The sequence below is a fragment of the Streptomyces spiroverticillatus genome, assembly GCA_014650415.1.
Lineage (GTDB): Bacteria > Actinomycetota > Actinomycetes > Streptomycetales > Streptomycetaceae > Streptomyces > Streptomyces spiroverticillatus.
Map to the genome: position 1 here is coordinate 84,492 of BMUX01000019.1, position 14,187 is coordinate 98,678.

Annotated in this window: 12 protein-coding genes; 3 read left to right on the forward strand and 9 right to left on the reverse strand. The window is 72.1% G+C overall.

Annotated features, from left to right (window positions below; genetic code table 11):
* Window positions 1-126: 126 nt before the first annotated feature.
* The 6 genes from cobT to IE269_RS35575 all read right to left on the reverse strand — a co-directional run bounded on the left by cobT (window position 127) and on the right by IE269_RS35575 (window position 9,428).
* Window positions 127-4,062: a nicotinate-nucleotide--dimethylbenzimidazole phosphoribosyltransferase gene (cobT, locus tag IE269_RS35550; protein ID WP_189827410.1), complete on the reverse strand. Its 3,936-nt coding sequence runs from the start codon at window positions 4,060-4,062 to the stop codon at window positions 127-129.
* A 477-nt stretch (window positions 4,063-4,539) separates the two neighbouring features.
* Window positions 4,540-5,775: a precorrin-6y C5,15-methyltransferase (decarboxylating) subunit CbiE gene (gene cbiE / locus IE269_RS35555; RefSeq protein WP_189827411.1), complete on the reverse strand. Its 1,236-nt coding sequence runs from the start codon at window positions 5,773-5,775 to the stop codon at window positions 4,540-4,542.
* Window positions 5,776-5,875: 100 nt separating this feature from the next.
* Window positions 5,876-6,526, reverse strand: coding sequence for a GNAT family N-acetyltransferase (locus IE269_RS35560; RefSeq protein ID WP_229898127.1), 651 nt, complete (start codon window positions 6,524-6,526; stop codon window positions 5,876-5,878).
* 237 nt (window positions 6,527-6,763) lie between these two features.
* Entirely contained in the window at window positions 6,764-7,627 is an 864-nt protein-coding gene (locus tag IE269_RS35565; protein ID WP_189827413.1) for a MetQ/NlpA family ABC transporter substrate-binding protein, read from the reverse strand.
* Between the two features lie 71 nt (window positions 7,628-7,698).
* A complete protein-coding gene (locus tag IE269_RS35570) occupies window positions 7,699-8,367 on the reverse strand; it encodes a methionine ABC transporter permease (protein WP_189827414.1) in 669 nt (222 codons plus the stop codon).
* Window positions 8,364-9,428 carry a methionine ABC transporter ATP-binding protein gene (locus tag IE269_RS35575; protein ID WP_189827415.1) on the reverse strand — a complete coding sequence of 355 codons (1,065 nt, stop codon included), beginning with the start codon at window positions 9,426-9,428 and terminating at the stop codon, window positions 8,364-8,366. Before IE269_RS35575 ends, IE269_RS35570 begins: the two co-directional genes overlap by 4 nt.
* A 551-nt stretch (window positions 9,429-9,979) precedes the next feature.
* On the opposite strand from IE269_RS35575, the gene IE269_RS35580 reads away from it, so the two are divergent.
* Window positions 9,980-10,339 (forward strand): hypothetical protein, encoded by a 360-nt coding sequence (locus IE269_RS35580; protein WP_189827416.1) that lies wholly within the window; start codon window positions 9,980-9,982, stop codon window positions 10,337-10,339.
* A 1-nt stretch (window position 10,340) separates the two neighbouring features.
* The gene (locus IE269_RS35585) at window positions 10,341-10,757 is read left to right on the forward strand and encodes a hypothetical protein (protein ID WP_229898129.1); all 417 of its coding nucleotides are present in this window, start codon (window positions 10,341-10,343) and stop codon (window positions 10,755-10,757) included.
* 142 nt (window positions 10,758-10,899) lie between these two features.
* On the opposite strand, the gene IE269_RS35590 is transcribed toward IE269_RS35585, so the two are convergent.
* The 3 genes from IE269_RS35590 to IE269_RS35600 form a co-directional block, all read right to left on the reverse strand.
* The gene (locus IE269_RS35590) at window positions 10,900-11,403 is read right to left on the reverse strand and encodes a GNAT family N-acetyltransferase (protein WP_189827418.1); all 504 of its coding nucleotides are present in this window, start codon (window positions 11,401-11,403) and stop codon (window positions 10,900-10,902) included.
* Between the two features lie 36 nt (window positions 11,404-11,439).
* Window positions 11,440-11,958 carry a sigma-70 family RNA polymerase sigma factor gene (locus IE269_RS35595; protein WP_189827419.1) on the reverse strand — a complete coding sequence of 173 codons (519 nt, stop codon included), beginning with the start codon at window positions 11,956-11,958 and terminating at the stop codon, window positions 11,440-11,442.
* 88 nt (window positions 11,959-12,046) lie between these two features.
* On the reverse strand, window positions 12,047-13,213 hold the full coding sequence (locus tag IE269_RS35600) for a glycerophosphodiester phosphodiesterase (protein ID WP_189827420.1): 1,167 nt from the start codon (window positions 13,211-13,213) through the stop codon (window positions 12,047-12,049).
* A 269-nt stretch (window positions 13,214-13,482) separates the two neighbouring features.
* Between IE269_RS35600 and IE269_RS35605 the strand changes: the two genes are divergently transcribed.
* The gene (locus tag IE269_RS35605; RefSeq protein ID WP_189827421.1) at window positions 13,483-14,154 is read left to right on the forward strand and encodes a lysophospholipid acyltransferase family protein; all 672 of its coding nucleotides are present in this window, start codon (window positions 13,483-13,485) and stop codon (window positions 14,152-14,154) included.
* Window positions 14,155-14,187 lie beyond the last annotated feature (33 nt).

The window sequence follows — 14,187 nt, forward strand, 5'->3', positions numbered from 1 at the left end:
GGGTGGCTGGTCGCGCAGTTCCCCGCGCCCCTGAAGGGGCACGGGTCAGTGGCCCGGTCGCGCCCGCGCGGCGGAGCCGCACATCGGCACAGCCCCGCGCCCCTTTCGGGGCGGATCCCTCGGCCGCTACTTCTCCGTGACTCCCGCCGAGTCGAACGTCGCCACCTCGTGCATCGCACGCGCCGCGCTCTGGACCACCGGCAGGGCCAGCAGCGCGCCCGTGCCCTCGCCCAGGCGCAGGTCGAGGTCGACCAGCGGGCGCAGGCCCAGCTTGTTCAGGGCGGCGACGTGGCCCGGTTCCGCGCTGCGGTGGCCCGCGATGCAGGCTGCCAGGGCTTCCGGGGCGACGGCCCGGGCGACCAGGGCCGCGGCGCCCGCGCTCACGCCGTCCAGGAGGACCGGGGTGCGCAGGGACGCGCCGCCCAGGATCAGGCCGACGAGGGCCGCGTGCTCCAGGCCGCCCACGGCGGACAGGACGCCGATGGGGTCGGCCGGGTCCGGCTTGTGGAGGTCGAGGGCGCGGCGGACCACGTCCACCTTGCGGGCGTGCATCTCGTCGTTGATGCCCGTGCCACGGCCCGTGACCTCGGCCGGGTCCTGGCCCGTGTAGACGCAGATCAGGGCGGCGGAGACGGTGGTGTTCGCGATGCCCATCTCGCCGGTGAGGAGGGCCTTGTTGCCCGCCGCCACCAGGTCGCGGGCGGTTTCGATGCCCACCTCGATCGAGGCGAGGACGTCCTCGCGGGACAGGGCGGGGCCGGTGGTGAAGTCGGCGGTGCCCGCGCGGACCTTGCGCGGGAGGAGGCCCGGGGTGGCCGGGAGGTCGCCCGCGACGCCCACGTCGATCACGCAGACCTCCGCGCCGACCTGGTTGGCGAACGCGTTGCAGACCGCTCCCCCGCCCAGGAAGTTGGCCACCATCTGCGAGGTGACCTCCTGGGGCCAGGCCGTGACGCCCTGGGCGTGCACCCCGTGGTCGCCCGCGAAGATCGCGACGGCGGCGGGCTCCGGGATCGGCGGCGGGCAGACCCGGGCGAGGCCGCTGAGCTGGGCGGAGATGATCTCCAGCATGCCCAGTGCGCCGGCCGGCTTGGTCATGCGCTTCTGGCGCTCCCACGCCTCGCCGAGCGCCTTGGCGTCCAGCGGGCGGATGTTGGAGATCGTCTCCTGGAGGAGGTCGTGCGGCTCCTCGCCGGGCAGGGCGCGGCGACCGTACGTCTCCTCGTGGACGACCCAGGAGAGCGGGCGGCGCTTGGACCAGCCCGCCTGGAGGAGCTCCGGCTCCTCGGGGAACTCGTCGACGTAACCGACGCAGAGGTAGGCGACGACTTCGAGGTGCTCGGGGAGACCGAGGGCGCGGACCATCTCGCGCTCGTCGAAGAAGCTGACCCAGCCGACGCCCAGGCCCTCGGCGCGCGCGGCGAGCCAGAGGTTCTCCACGGCGAGCGCCGAGGAGTACGGGGCCATCTGCGGCTGCGTGTGGCGGCCGAGGGTGTGGCGGCCGCCGCGGGTCGGGTCGGCGGTGACGACGATGTTCACCGGGGTGTCGAGGATGGCCTCGATCTTCAGTTCCTTGAACTGCTTGGCCCGGCCCTTGGGCAGCGACTTGGCGTACGCGTCGCGCTGGCGGGCGGCCAGTTCGTGCATCGCGCGGCGCGTCTCGGCGGAGCGGATGACGACGAAGTCCCAGGGCTGGGAGTGGCCGACGCTCGGGGCCGTGTGCGCGGCTTCAAGCACGCGGAGGAGGACCTCGTGCGGGATGGGGTCGCTGCGGAAGCCGTTGCGGATGTCGCGGCGCTCGCGCATCACGCGCAGGACCGCTTCGCGCTCGGCCTCGTCGTAGCCGGGGGCGGCGGGCGTCGCCGGGGCCTCGGCCTGGGCGGGCTCGGGGGTCTCCGCCGTGTTCTCGGGGACCTCGGCCGTCTCGATGACCTGCGGGCCCTCGGGGGTCCGGATCGGTTCCTGCGGTGCTTCGGGCCCGGCGTGGGCGGCGGGCTCCGGCTGTGCGGACAGCACGGATTCCTCCTGTATGGGCTGCGCGGGCTGTACGGGTTCCGGCTGCGTCTCGGGCCGGGGCGGTACGGATTCCTGCGGTGCGGACGGGACAACAACGGGCTGGACGGCCTCGGCAGGGGCGGCGGCCTCTGCGGGCGCGGACTCCTGCGGGCCGGTGGGCTCTTCGGCCGGGGACTGCTGCGGCTGGACGTCGTCCGCCGCCTGGGCCCGGACCTCAGTGTGCTCCGGGTCGGGCTGCCCGGCCAGCCGGGCGGCCGGACCGCCGTCGCGCGGCGCGGGCACGGTCGCGGACTGCTCGGCGGGTACGTCGTCGGGCTGCTCGGCCCGTACGTCGCCGGGCTGTTCGGCGGGAGCCGCCGGGGTCTCGGTGGGCTCGGTCGGCTCGGCCTCCGGCTGTGCCTGCTCCGCCTGTGCCTGCTCCTGCTGTACGGCCACGGGCTCGGGCTCGGCCACCAGCACGGGTGCGACGGGTGCCTCCGGGGCGGGCTGCGGGTCCACCGGTGCGGCGGGCTGCGCCTGCTCCGGGGTTCCGGCTGCGGGAGTCTCCTGTACGGGCTGGGCCGGAGTGCCCTCCGCCGGGGTCGCCTGCGCGGGGGCGGGGGCGGGGGCTGCGGCCTGGGGGGTCTCGGCCACCGGCACGCCCTGAGCGGGGGTGCCCTCTGCCGGAACCGGCACCGGCACCGCGACCGGCACGGCCTGTGCCATCGGCGTCGGGGCCAGGTGGGTGCCGTCCGGCACCGAACCCTCGACCTGGACGAACTGGCCCTGCGGCATCGCCTGGGGCACGCCCTGGGCCGGAATCGGAGTCGCCGGGGTGGTGTGCGCGGGGCCCGGCTGGGACACGGGGCTCGGGGCGGCCGACAGCGACGCCGCGTCGGGCGTGACCTCGGCGACGGGGGCGACGGGCACGGTGCCTTCGGGGGCCACCGGCTGCTCGGCCGGAGAGGCAGGAGCGGCGGGAGAGGCCGGAGCAGCAGGAGCGGCAGCCTCAGGGGCCGTCGGCTCCTCCGCCGGAACGGCGTCCGTGGCCTCGGGGGCGACGGCCTCCGGAGCAGCGCCCTCCGGGGCGACGGCCTCGGCGGGCTCCGGGGCAGCGGCCTGCTCCGGGACGACCGTTTCTGCGGTGCTGTTCTGAGGCTCCTGGGACACCTGGGGCTCGACCGCCTCCGGCGCGGCGGCCTGCTGCGCCGGAGCGACCGGAGACAGAGGAGCAGCCGGAGTCTGCACCTGGACGTGCGTCTGCGCCGCCGCCTCGGCCTGCGCGGGCACGGCGGCCTGCGGCGCCGAGGAAGCGGGAGCCGGAGCGACAGGAGCGGCACCCTCTGCCGGGACGCCCTGCGCGGGCACCGGCACGGGTGCCGTCTGGACCTGCTGGGTCACGGGCTGCGCGGCCTGCGGCTGCTGCGCCCACGGCGTCGGGCCCTGCGAGGGGATCTCGCCGAGCTGCGGGCCGGGCAGCAGCGCGGCCTCGTCACGCGGGATGTCGAGGTACTCGGGGCCCGTGGTGGGCGGACCGGCCTGCCGCATCGGTGTGGCGGCGGCCGGGGTGGCGAACTGGCCCGGAGCGGGCGCGGCGACCGGCGTCATGCCCTGCGGGGGCAGCGGGGCCTGCGCCGCGGCGGCCGGGCCGCGGTCGGCCAGGGACCGTACGACACCGCCGGAGGCGTCCGGCACGGGCGGGCCCATGTGGAGCGGGCGGCGGGAGACGGGCGGCGTCATCGACGCGGGCGGCGGGGGCATCCGTACGCCGGAGAAGTCCACCGAACCGGAATCGCGGCCACCGGTCTCGTGCGTGCCGGCCTCGGGCTGCGGGGCGAGCGGCGGCTGCGCGGGGACCACCTGCGGGTCGCTCCACGCGCCCTGCGCGGCGGGCATCAGGAGGAGGTCGTCGTCCTCCAGGCCGGAGTCGCCGGATTCGCCGGTGTGGGCGGCGGGGTCGGAGGGGTCGAGGTAGGTGTAGGCACCCGGGGCGGGTACGCCCGGCTGCTCCACCATGCCTGCGTCCTTGGGCAGTCCCTCGCCCGGGACCTGGCCGGTGTCAGTCATGCGTACCCCTCGCTCATCTGTGCCGCCAACGCTTCTTCGGCCGCGCCGCCTTCCGCCGGCAGGGCCCCGTCGCCCGGAACGACCGCCCGACACGGCCGCGCCCGTTCCTGGTTGAACGAGCGGGGGTGTCGTGCGGCACGTAAGGTTCCGCGGACACCAAGCATTGTCGCGGCCCTTCGGAGCCGGGGCAGGGAGAACTGCCACGGCCCACTGTGGGCTGCGCCACGTCGCGCACGTCCCGGGTCCGCCGCACCGCCGGGGGTCCCAAAGCGGGCCCCGTTTCCGGACATTGGCGAACGATCCGCCAACCGCCCATCTGCGGTACAACGATCGGCCAGCCTACCCCGCGCCACCGACAGCGCTCGCCCTGGGGAGCGATCCGTAGAACATCCGCGCGAAGAAGGGGACATGGTCCCGCCGGATCAGGTACGACCGTCCCGAATCGCCCCGGGGCGAGGTCCGCCTGCGGTAGGGGCGTCAGACGCGGGGGTCGCGGGTGGCGCGCTCCTGGCGGCGGCCGGTGAGCAGGAAGACGACGGAGCGCCTGCGTTCCTCCCACTCCCCCGCCGCGTGCAGGTCGACGGTCTGGAAGAGGGTGCACTCGACGGCGTACCCGCCCTCCTCCAGGGTGCGGCCGATCTCCTCGGCGGCGTCCCGGGTCTGGGCGTGCGTCACGATGCGTTCCGGGCGGCGGTCGACGCAGGCTTCGACGACGGGGACGCCGCCGCCCCCGATGCGTACGACGTCGGGTTCGGGGAGGTCCTCCAGGACGTGCGGGGCACTGCCGCGCACCACCTGGAGCTGGACGCCGAAGCGGCGGGCTGCGGCGGCCGTCCGTACGCACGCGTCCGCGCTCTCGTCGACGGCGATGACGGCCGCACCGAACCGGGTGGCCTCCACGGAGAGGGCGCCGCAGCCGGAGCCGATGTCCCAGACGAGGTCGCCGGTGCGCGGGCCGAGCCGGGCGAGCTGGGCGGCGCGCAGGCCGGGGGTCTCGCCGTCGGCGAGATCCTCGCCGTACTCCTGGGAGTTCAGGGCCCAGCCGCGGAGTTCGCCGGGGTAGTTGCTGTCGTGGCCGAGCAGCCAGCCGCCGCCCTGGGCGGGGGGTGCGGTGCCGCCGACGGCGATGACGACGTTGGGGTCGCGCCAGGCGTGGTCGGCGGCCTTGTCGGAGGTGAGGACGGTGATGCGCTCGCGGTCGGTGCCGAGTTCCTCGCAGATGACGAAGGTGCGGTGCACGCCGTCGAGCAGGAGGGCGAGTTCGGCGGGGCCCGCGCCCGGGGAGGTGAGGACGGCGACCTTGGTGTGGGCGCGGATGACGTTGACGGCGCGGCGCAGGGTGCGGCGGTGGGCGACGACCACCTGGGCGTCGTCCCAGGGCATTCCGGCGCGGGCGAACGCGGAGGCGACGGAGGAGACGGCCGGGACGACCTCGACCTCCAAGCCGTGTTCGGGGGCGCGCAGGGTGCGGACGACGCCGAAGAAGCCGGGGTCGCCGTCGGCCATGACCACGGCGGTGCCCCGGTGGCCGGCGATCCGGCGGGCGGCGAGGTCGACGCTGCCGAGCCGGATGCGTTCGGCGCCCGCGGGGACCTCGGGGAGGTCCAGGTGGTGCGGGGCGCCGGCGACGAGGGTGGCGGCCGCGAGGGCGGAGGTGGCCGCGGCGGTGAGGGGCGAGCCGTCCCAGCCGATCACCGTGACGCGGTCGGCCATCGTGGTCTGTCTCCTGAGGGGTAGGGAGGGGTGCGCCCATGGGTGGAAGGGCAGGCTGAGAGTACCTGGTCCAGACCACTGACGCGTTCCGGGCGGGGCGTCAGTTCCAGTCGGTGTACGCCGACGCGTAGCCGCCCGCGTCCGCCATCTGGTCGGCGACGCCTTCGAGGTCCTCGGGCAGCAGGCTCCACACGATGAGGTCGGTGCGGATGTTCGTCCAGCCTCCGTCGGTGCCGTTCTCGGTGCGCGTACGCGCTATCCAGGCGTTGCGCAGGACGCCTTCGCTGATGCAGCCGACCCGCTGGGCGACCTGCTGGGCGGCGGTGTTGTCGGCGGGGGTGCGCAGTTCGATGCGCTCGAAGCGCTGGTCGCGGAAGAGCCACTGGGCGACCGCGAGGACGGCCTCGGTGGCGTAGCCCTCGCCGCGGGCCCAGGGGGCGGTCACGTACGAGATTTCGGCGGCCTGAATGTGCCAGTCGGTGCGGGAGAGGTGGATGAGGCCGACCAGGCGCTGGGTGAGGAACTCGGTGACGGCGAAGACGATGCCGCGGCCCTGGGTGCGCTCGGTGGGCGCGATGCGGCGCACCCAGCGTTCGGCGTCGCGCGCGGTGTAGGGGTGCGGGGCACTCGTCCAGGCGGTCACCGCCTCGTCGTTCATCATCTCGATGTGCGCGGGGATGTCCGCCTCCTCGTAGGGGCGCAGCACCAGCCGGTCCGTGCTGATGGAGACGTCCGGGAAGGTGGTTGTCATGCGCTGCTCCATACCGAAGGGGCGTCGGGCCAAGTTCGTACGGGAAACGATTCCGCGGTCGTACGGGCGTGAACGCACAGCATGCCGCACGCCCCGGGCGACGCGCATGGCCGGGTCGGTGGTGCGGGTGACGCCCGGTCACATGCGCGAAGCCCCGCACTCCGCGCGGGAGTACGGGGCCCGGGCGCCAAGTGCCGTACGGGAACGGTCACTTGGCGGTGGCGCGGGGCGCCGGGGTTACTTGACGGCGCCGAAGGACGGGACGACCAGGCCGGTGTACTTGTCCTCGATGAACTTCTTGACCTCGTCGGAGTTGAGGAGCTTGGCGAGCTTCTCGACGCGCGGGTCCTTCTCGTTGCCCTTCTTGACGGCGAGGAAGTTCGCGTACGGGTTGCCGTCGGCCTTCTCGGAGGCGAGGGCGTCCTCGGACGGCTTCAGCTTGGCCTGGATGGCGTAGTTGCCGTTGATGACGGCGGCGTCGACCTGGTCCAGGGCGCGGGGCACGGAGGCGGCCTCCAGCTCCTTGAACTCCAGGCCCTTCTTGTCCTTGATGTCGGACAGCTTGGCGTCGATGCCCACGCCGTCCTGGAGGACGATCACGCCGTTGTCGGCGAGCAGGTGCAGGGCGCGGCCCTCGTTGGTGGTGTCGTTGGGCACGGCGATGGTCTGGCCGGGCTTGAGACCCTTGAGGTCCTCGATCTTCTTGGAGTAGAGCGCGAGGGGCTCCAGCTCGACGTTGACGACCGGGACGATGTCCGTGCCGCGCTTCTTGTTGAAGTCGTCGAGGTAGGGCTTGTGCTGGAAGAAGTTGGCGTCGACCTCGCCGGACTGGGTGGCGGTGTTCGGCAGGACGTAGTCCGAGAACTCCTTCACCTCCAGCTTGAGGCCGGCCTTCTCCGCCAGGTTCTTCTTGACGAAGCCCAGGATGTCGGCGTGCGGCGTCGGAGACGCGGCCACCGTCAGCGGCTTGCTGGTGTCGGCCTTGGCACCGTCGGTCTTGCTCTTGGCACCCGGGTCGGAGGCCGTGCCGCAGGCGGAGACGCCCAGGGCGAGCGCGGTGACAGCGGCGGCGGCGAGGGAGATCTTGATGTTCTTGCGCACGAAAAGTGCCTCTTTCTTGATCTTGCGGATGGATCGCCCGGACAAGGAGTGCGGGCTCGGGGGAAGAAAGTTCAGGAGGTGCGGCCCCGGCGGGCGAGCAGGCGCACCGCGCCGTCGCCGATCAGCTGGACGACCGTCACCAGGACGATCAGGACCGCCACGGTGATGAGCATGAAGTTGGTCTCGAAGCGGTTGTAGCCGTAGTTGACGGCCACGCTGCCGAGTCCGCCGCCGCCGACCGCGCCCGCCATCGCCGAGTAGCCGACGAGGACGATCACCGTGGTGGTGACGGCGGAGATCAGGGTGGGCAGGGCCTGCGGGAGAAGCACCTTGAAGACGACCGTCGGCACGCCGCCGCCCATCGCCTGGGCGGCCTCGACGAGTCCGTGGTCGACCTCGCGGACGGCCGTCTCGACCAGGCGGGCGAAGAAGGGGATCGCACCGATGGCGAGCGGTACGACCATGGCGCTGGGGCCGATGAACGTACCGACCACGAGGGTCGTGAAGGGGATCAGCGCGATCAGCAGCACGATGAAGGGGAGGGAGCGGCCGATGTTGACGATCACGCCGACGACCTTGTTCACCACCGCGTTCTGGAGCAGGCCGCCCTTGTCGGTGAGGACGAGGAGCAGGCCGAGCGGCAGACCGCCGAGCACGGAGACGATCGTGGCCCACAGGACCATGTAGAGGGTGTCGATGATGCCCTGCGAGAGCAGCGGCTGCATTTCGGACCAGGTCACTTCGCGTTCTCCTTGACCAGGGCGGGAATCTGCGCCGGTACGTCGGTGGGCTCGTCGGCGTCCTCGACGGCGTCGACCTGGAGGCCCTGCTCGCGCAGGAAGCCGATCGGCACGACGTTCTCCTCGTACGGACCGGGCAGCTCGATGCGCATCCGGCCGATCTGCTTGCCGCCGACGGTGTCCATCGCGGCGCCCAGGATCGAGATGTCGATGTTGTACGTCCGGGAGAGCTGGGAGATGACCGGCTGGCTGGCGGCCTCGCCCTGGAAGGTGACGTCGACGACGGTGCGGCCGGGGCCGGTCGCGTGGCCGGTCACCGGGAACAGCTCGGAGGCCAGCTCGGAGCCGGGGGTGGCGAGCAGTTCGGCGACGGTGCCGGTCTCCACGACGCGTCCGCGCTTCATCAGGGCGGCCGAGTCGCAAATCGTCTTGACGACGTCCATCTCGTGCGTGATCAGCAGGACGGTCAGGCCGAGCTGCTGGTTCAGGTCGCGCAGGAGCTGGAGGATCGAGCGGGTGGTCTCGGGGTCGAGGGCGCTGGTGGCCTCGTCGGAGAGCAGCACCTTCGGGTCGCCGGCCAGGGCGCGGGCGATGCCGACGCGCTGCTTCTGGCCGCCGGAGAGCTGGCCGGGGTAGGACTTCGCCTTGTCGGCCAGCCCTACGAGGTCGAGGAGCTCCAGAGCCTTGCGGCTGCGCTCCTTGCCGGAGACGCCGAGGATCTCCAGGGGCAGCTCGATGTTGCCCTGCACGGTGCGCGAGGACAGCAGGTTGAAGTGCTGGAAGACCATGCCGATGCGGGAGCGGGCGGCGCGCAGCTCCTTGCTCGCGCGCTGGCCGCGTCCGGCGAGGGCGGTGAGGTCGACGCCGTCGACGGTCACGGTGCCGGAGGTGGGGCGCTCCAGCAGGTTGACGCAGCGGATGAGCGAGGACTTGCCGGCGCCGCTCTGACCGATCACGCCGAACACCTCGCCCTCGCGGACGTGCAGATCGACGCCGTCGAGGGCGGTGACCTCACGGCCGCGCGAGTCGTAGACCTTGGTCAGGCCAGTAGTGGTGATCACAGGGTTTCCATCACTGTTGTCGAGTGCGGGGCGGTTCGTGTCCGCCGGACGCACGGGGCAGGTGTCCGGGGGCGCGGCTCAGCTCGGCTCGGGGGGTCTTGGGGAGCCGAGGGCGCGCGGGCGGGCGGCGCGGTCGTACGCGGGCTGGGTGCGGTGCGTACGGTTGCTGCCGGACCAGGTCTCGCTTCGGGGCGCGAGGCTCAGGCGGGGGCCCTCAGAAGTCGCACATTCGACACATACAACGAGCACCGGGCGTCATCATCGCCTCGGTCGCAAGGGTGCGGCTGCTCGTCGTGGTCATGGGAACGAGTAAACCAGACGGGTGTACGGAGGGATCACTTCTGTCCGAATAGCGGACAGGTTGTGTCCAGGGGTGGACACCTTTCGGGGGTGCGGGCCTTTGCTGGCAAGGGGGGCGGGTGGGGGCGTGTGGTCAACGCCACGTCGGCGTCGCGTGCGCGGCAACGCGGCCGTAACGCCTCCGCCACGCCGGGCGCGGGGGTGGGGGGCTGCGGGGGAAGCGTCCGGAAGCGCCCAGTACGCTCCCTCTCATGCTTGACGCCCTGACGGTCGCGGTCGCCGTGGCCGCGCTCGCCCTCGCCGCGTGGTGCGGTTACGCCGCCTTCCGCGACCAGCCCACCAAGGACTGGCACTTCATCGGCATGGCCGTGGTGTCGGTTCTCGCGCTCGCCCAGTTGGTGATCGGCATCGTGCAGCTCGCGCGGGGCGAGAAGCCGGCGGAGGGGAACGTGATCTTCGTGTCGTATCTGATCGGCTCGTTCGCCGCTGTTCCGGCGGCCGGGTTCATGTCGCTGGCGGAGCGGACCAAGTGGGGGTCGATCACGGTGGCGGCGGGTGCGGTGGTGCTCGCGGTGCTGGAGGTACGGCTGTATGACATCTGGAGTGGCTGAGATGAGTGCCGAGACGGCCCCGGGGCAGCGGAAGAGGCTTGTGAAGGGGCCCGGGCTGCTGCTCGTGTGGTTGTACGGGGTGATGTCGGTGGGGGCCGTGTCGCGGTCGGCGTACCAGATCGCGACGGAGTTCGACCGGGCGCCGTTGGCGTACACGCTGTCGGCGGTGGCGGCGGTGGTCTATGCCTTCATCACGTACACGCTGGTGCGGGGTGGGGAGACCGCGCGGCGGGTCGCACTGGGGTGTTGTGCGGTGGAGCTGGTGGGTGTGCTGGTCGTGGGGACGTGGACGCTGGTGTCGCCGGGGTCGTTCCCCGATGCGACCGTGTGGTCGAAGTTCGGGTTGGGGTATTTGCTGATTCCGGTGATTCTGCCGGTGACGGGGCTCTTGTGGCTGAGGGCTCGGCGGGGCGCTTAGGCGCTGTGCGGGTGGGCGGGTGGTTGCGGTTCCGGCCGGGGGCGCTGCCCCCGGATCCCCGGTTTGGCCCCTGACCCGCCCCTTCCCTAAAGCGCTCGCCGCGCGGCTTGGTTTTTGGTTGCTCGCGCAGTTCCCCGCGCCCCTATGGGGCGCTTGTGGCGTAGGTTTCGGCCTCTTTTTCGAGGGTGATCAGGGTCAGTTTCGGGGTGGACTGGTGCTTGGAGACCGTTGCGTAGCCCCTGCTGCGGTAGAGGCTGAGGTTCGGTTCGCTGCGGTGGCCCGTGAAGAGGCGGAAGCGCTTGGCGTCCAGGGATGCGGCGACGTGGGCCTCTATGGCCGCGAGCAGGCGGCCGCCCAGGCCGTGGTGGCGCATGCGCGGGTGGACGACGAGTTTACCGATGTGCGCCGTGCCGTCCTCGTCGACCGTCGCCCGGACCGAGCCGACCACCTCATCGCCGAGACGGGCAACCAGCGCGTGACCCCGGCCTAGTTCGGCGGTCAGGTCCGCGAGGGACTGCGTGAGGGGTTCGATCGTGTAGTCGTCGTACAGCTCCGCCTCGCTCTGGTAGCAGAGGTACTGGAGTTTGAGGATCTGCTCGGCGTCCCGTTCGTCCGCCACCACAGAGATGATCACGCTCGTGCCCATGTGCTGCCTCCTGCTCGCCCGCTCCACCGGCCGGTTCTACGGCTCCATTCCCCTGCGCGCAGGGGGCGCAACCTCCGCCGCGAGCATTCTGCGCAGGCATCCCAGGCAACGGGAACGCATGGGCCCCAAACTCCCTTGTGACATTCCCAACTCCCCTGCGATTTCCCGGTAGGTGGGGTCGGAGGGCGACAACAACAGTGACAGGAGCGGGCGGCAGCGGGCCGGGAGGCGGCGGACTGCCGCGCGCAGGGCGCGGCGGCGTTCGGCGGCGAGCATCTCCGGTTCGGGGCCCGTCTCGTACGCCGTGGGCGGTTCGGCGGCGTACGGGGTCTCCCGCCTGACCCGGCGGCGGGCGAGGCGGGCCTCCGCGCGGACGGCGCCGCGCACCCAGCCGGCGGGCTCCGCCGGGAGGGCCGCGTCCGGGTGCTCCAACAGCCTTACCCAGACGGCCTGTTCGAGGTCGGCGGCGTCGACTCCCGCGCCCGGCGCCTCCGCCGCGGCCTCGGCGGCGAGGAGGGGGGTGAGGGCCTGCACCTCTTGTGGCTGTAGATCCATGCCCGGCGGGACGCGGCCCGGAGCCGGTGCGGTTGCCGGTCCGGGCGCGTCTCACTCGTACGGGTAACGGATTGATTACGGAGTGCAGTTACGACGCGCGGTGGTCGGCGGCCGCGAGGAGGGCCGTGTCCGGGTTGTCCGAGAAGATGCCGTCGATACCCGTGGCGAAGTAGGTGCGGAAGGCCGCGAAGACGTCGCCGTAGGCGGTCTGGTCGGTGCCCTTGCGGAAGTCGGCGGGCAGGAAGGCGTTCTCGTTGCGGGCCGTGTAGGGGTGGAGCACCAGGCCGCGCGCGTGGGCGTCGCGGACCAGGGTGGTGGGCTTGCCGAGCTTGCCGGAGGCGTCGCGCGGGATGACCAGGTCGAGGGTGGGGCCGATGCCCTGGGCGTACGAGGAGATCCACTTCAGGCCCTCGGGCTTGACCAGGTCGGCCACCGTGCGCGGGTCGCCGGACTGGACGAAGTCCCAGGGGCGGTCGGTGGCGGCGCCCAGGAGGACCACCCGGGGGCCCGAGACCAGTTTGGCCATGCGCTGCATGCTGCTGGGCTCGAAGGACTGGAGGAAGGTCGGGGAGTTCGTGGTGTGGCGGCCGTACTTGCGCAGGAGGCGGGCGAGGGGTTCTTCCAGGCCCAGGCCGAGGCCGCGGAAGTAGGTGGGGTGCTTGGTCTCGACGTGCAGCCAGACCGGGCGGTCACGCTTGCGGCCCTCCTTCTCGGCCCAGCGCAGCACCTCCTCGAAGGTGGGTATCTGCCAGCGGCCGTCGTAGATCGTGTTGCGCTGGCGGACGGCCGGGATGCGCTCCTTGGCGCGGAGGGTCTTGAGTTCGGCGAGGGTGAAGTCCTCGGTGAACCAGCCGGTGAGCTTCACGCCGTCCACGGTCTTGGTGGTCTTGCGGGCCGTGAACTCGGGGTGGTCGGCGACGTCCGTGGTGCCCGTGATGTCGTTCTCGTGGCGGCAGACCAGGTGGCCGTCCTTGGTGGGGACGAGGTCCTGCTCGATGACGTGCGCACCCATGTCGAGGGCGAGCTGGTAGGAGCCGAGGGTGTGCTCGGGGCGGTAGCCGCTCGCTCCCCGGTGCGCGACGACGGTCGGGACGGGCAGCCGCTTGTAGGCGGGTCCACCGTGACCGTCGCCACGTCTCACGGGTTCGGCCGCCTGTGCCGTACCGGAGAATCCGAGAGCCGCACCGGACGCGCCGAGAACCGCCGCGCCGAGCAACGCCCGCCGCCCGGGGCCGAATTCCGCACCTTGTGTCATGAAATCTCCTCGATGTCCTGTCGCTGCACGGCGAGTTCTTGACCCGGGCTTGACCGGCCCGTGCCCCGATGGCGGCCCGATCGTAGACGCGTACGCATGAAGGAGGGGAGACACTGGACGGAACGCACCGCAAACACACGTCAACACTGCGTATCCAACTGGTGAACCCGATGTGCGATCAGCGGTGACCCGCGAGTATCGTCCTCACCTGCGCCGTCCCGCGTAAACCTGATTCCGCTCGCCGGAAACCCACGACTTCGGAGGAACCGTTGTCCCGTCTCGGGCTCATCAAGGCAGTGCTCGGACCGATCCTGCGTCTGATGTTCCGCCCCCAGGTGGAGGGCGCGGAGAACATCCCGGGGACGGGTCCGGTGATCCTCGCCGGCAATCACCTCACCTTCATCGACTCGATGATCATGCCGATCTGCCTGGAGCGCCAGGTCCACTACATCGGCAAGGACGAGTACGTCACGGGCAAGGGCCTCAAGGGCCGTCTCATGGCGTGGTTCTTCACCAGCTGCGGCATGATCCCGGTCGACCGGGACGGCGGCCGCGGCGGCGTCGCGGCCCTGATGACCGGCCGCCGGGTGCTGGAGGAGGGCAAGATGTTCTCGATCTACCCCGAGGGCACCCGCTCCCCCGACGGCCGCCTCTACCGCGGCCGCACCGGCATCGCGCGGCTGACCCTGATGACCGGCGCCCCGGTCGTCCCGTTCGCGATGATCGGCACCGACAAGATCCAGCCCGGCGGTGCGGGCCTGCCGCGTCCGGGCAAGGTGACGGTGCGCTTCGGCAAGCCGATGGAGTTCTCCCGCTACGAGGGCATGGACCGCGACCGGTACGTGCTGCGCGCGGTGACCGACTCGGTGATGTCGGAGGTCATGCAGCTGTCCGGCCAGGAGTACGTGGACATGTACGCCACGAAGGCCAAGGCGGCCTGACCGCAGGGAAGTTGATACGGGAGAGGGCCCGCC

Excerpts from the sequence above, each read along its gene's own strand:
- cobT (WP_189827410.1), bottom strand. The coding sequence starts at position 4,062 with ATGACTGACACCGGCCAGGTCCCGGGCGAGGGACTGCCCAAGGACGCA.
- cbiE (WP_189827411.1), bottom strand. The coding sequence starts at position 5,775 with ATGGCCGACCGCGTCACGGTGATCGGCTGGGACGGCTCGCCCCTCACC.
- IE269_RS35560 (WP_229898127.1), bottom strand. The coding sequence starts at position 6,526 with ATGACAACCACCTTCCCGGACGTCTCCATCAGCACGGACCGGCTGGTG.
- IE269_RS35580 (WP_189827416.1), top strand. The coding sequence starts at position 9,980 with ATGCTTGACGCCCTGACGGTCGCGGTCGCCGTGGCCGCGCTCGCCCTC.
- IE269_RS35585 (WP_229898129.1), top strand. The coding sequence starts at position 10,341 with ATGAGTGCCGAGACGGCCCCGGGGCAGCGGAAGAGGCTTGTGAAGGGG.
- IE269_RS35590 (WP_189827418.1), bottom strand. The coding sequence starts at position 11,403 with ATGGGCACGAGCGTGATCATCTCTGTGGTGGCGGACGAACGGGACGCC.
- IE269_RS35595 (WP_189827419.1), bottom strand. The coding sequence starts at position 11,958 with ATGGATCTACAGCCACAAGAGGTGCAGGCCCTCACCCCCCTCCTCGCC.
- IE269_RS35600 (WP_189827420.1), bottom strand. The coding sequence starts at position 13,213 with ATGACACAAGGTGCGGAATTCGGCCCCGGGCGGCGGGCGTTGCTCGGC.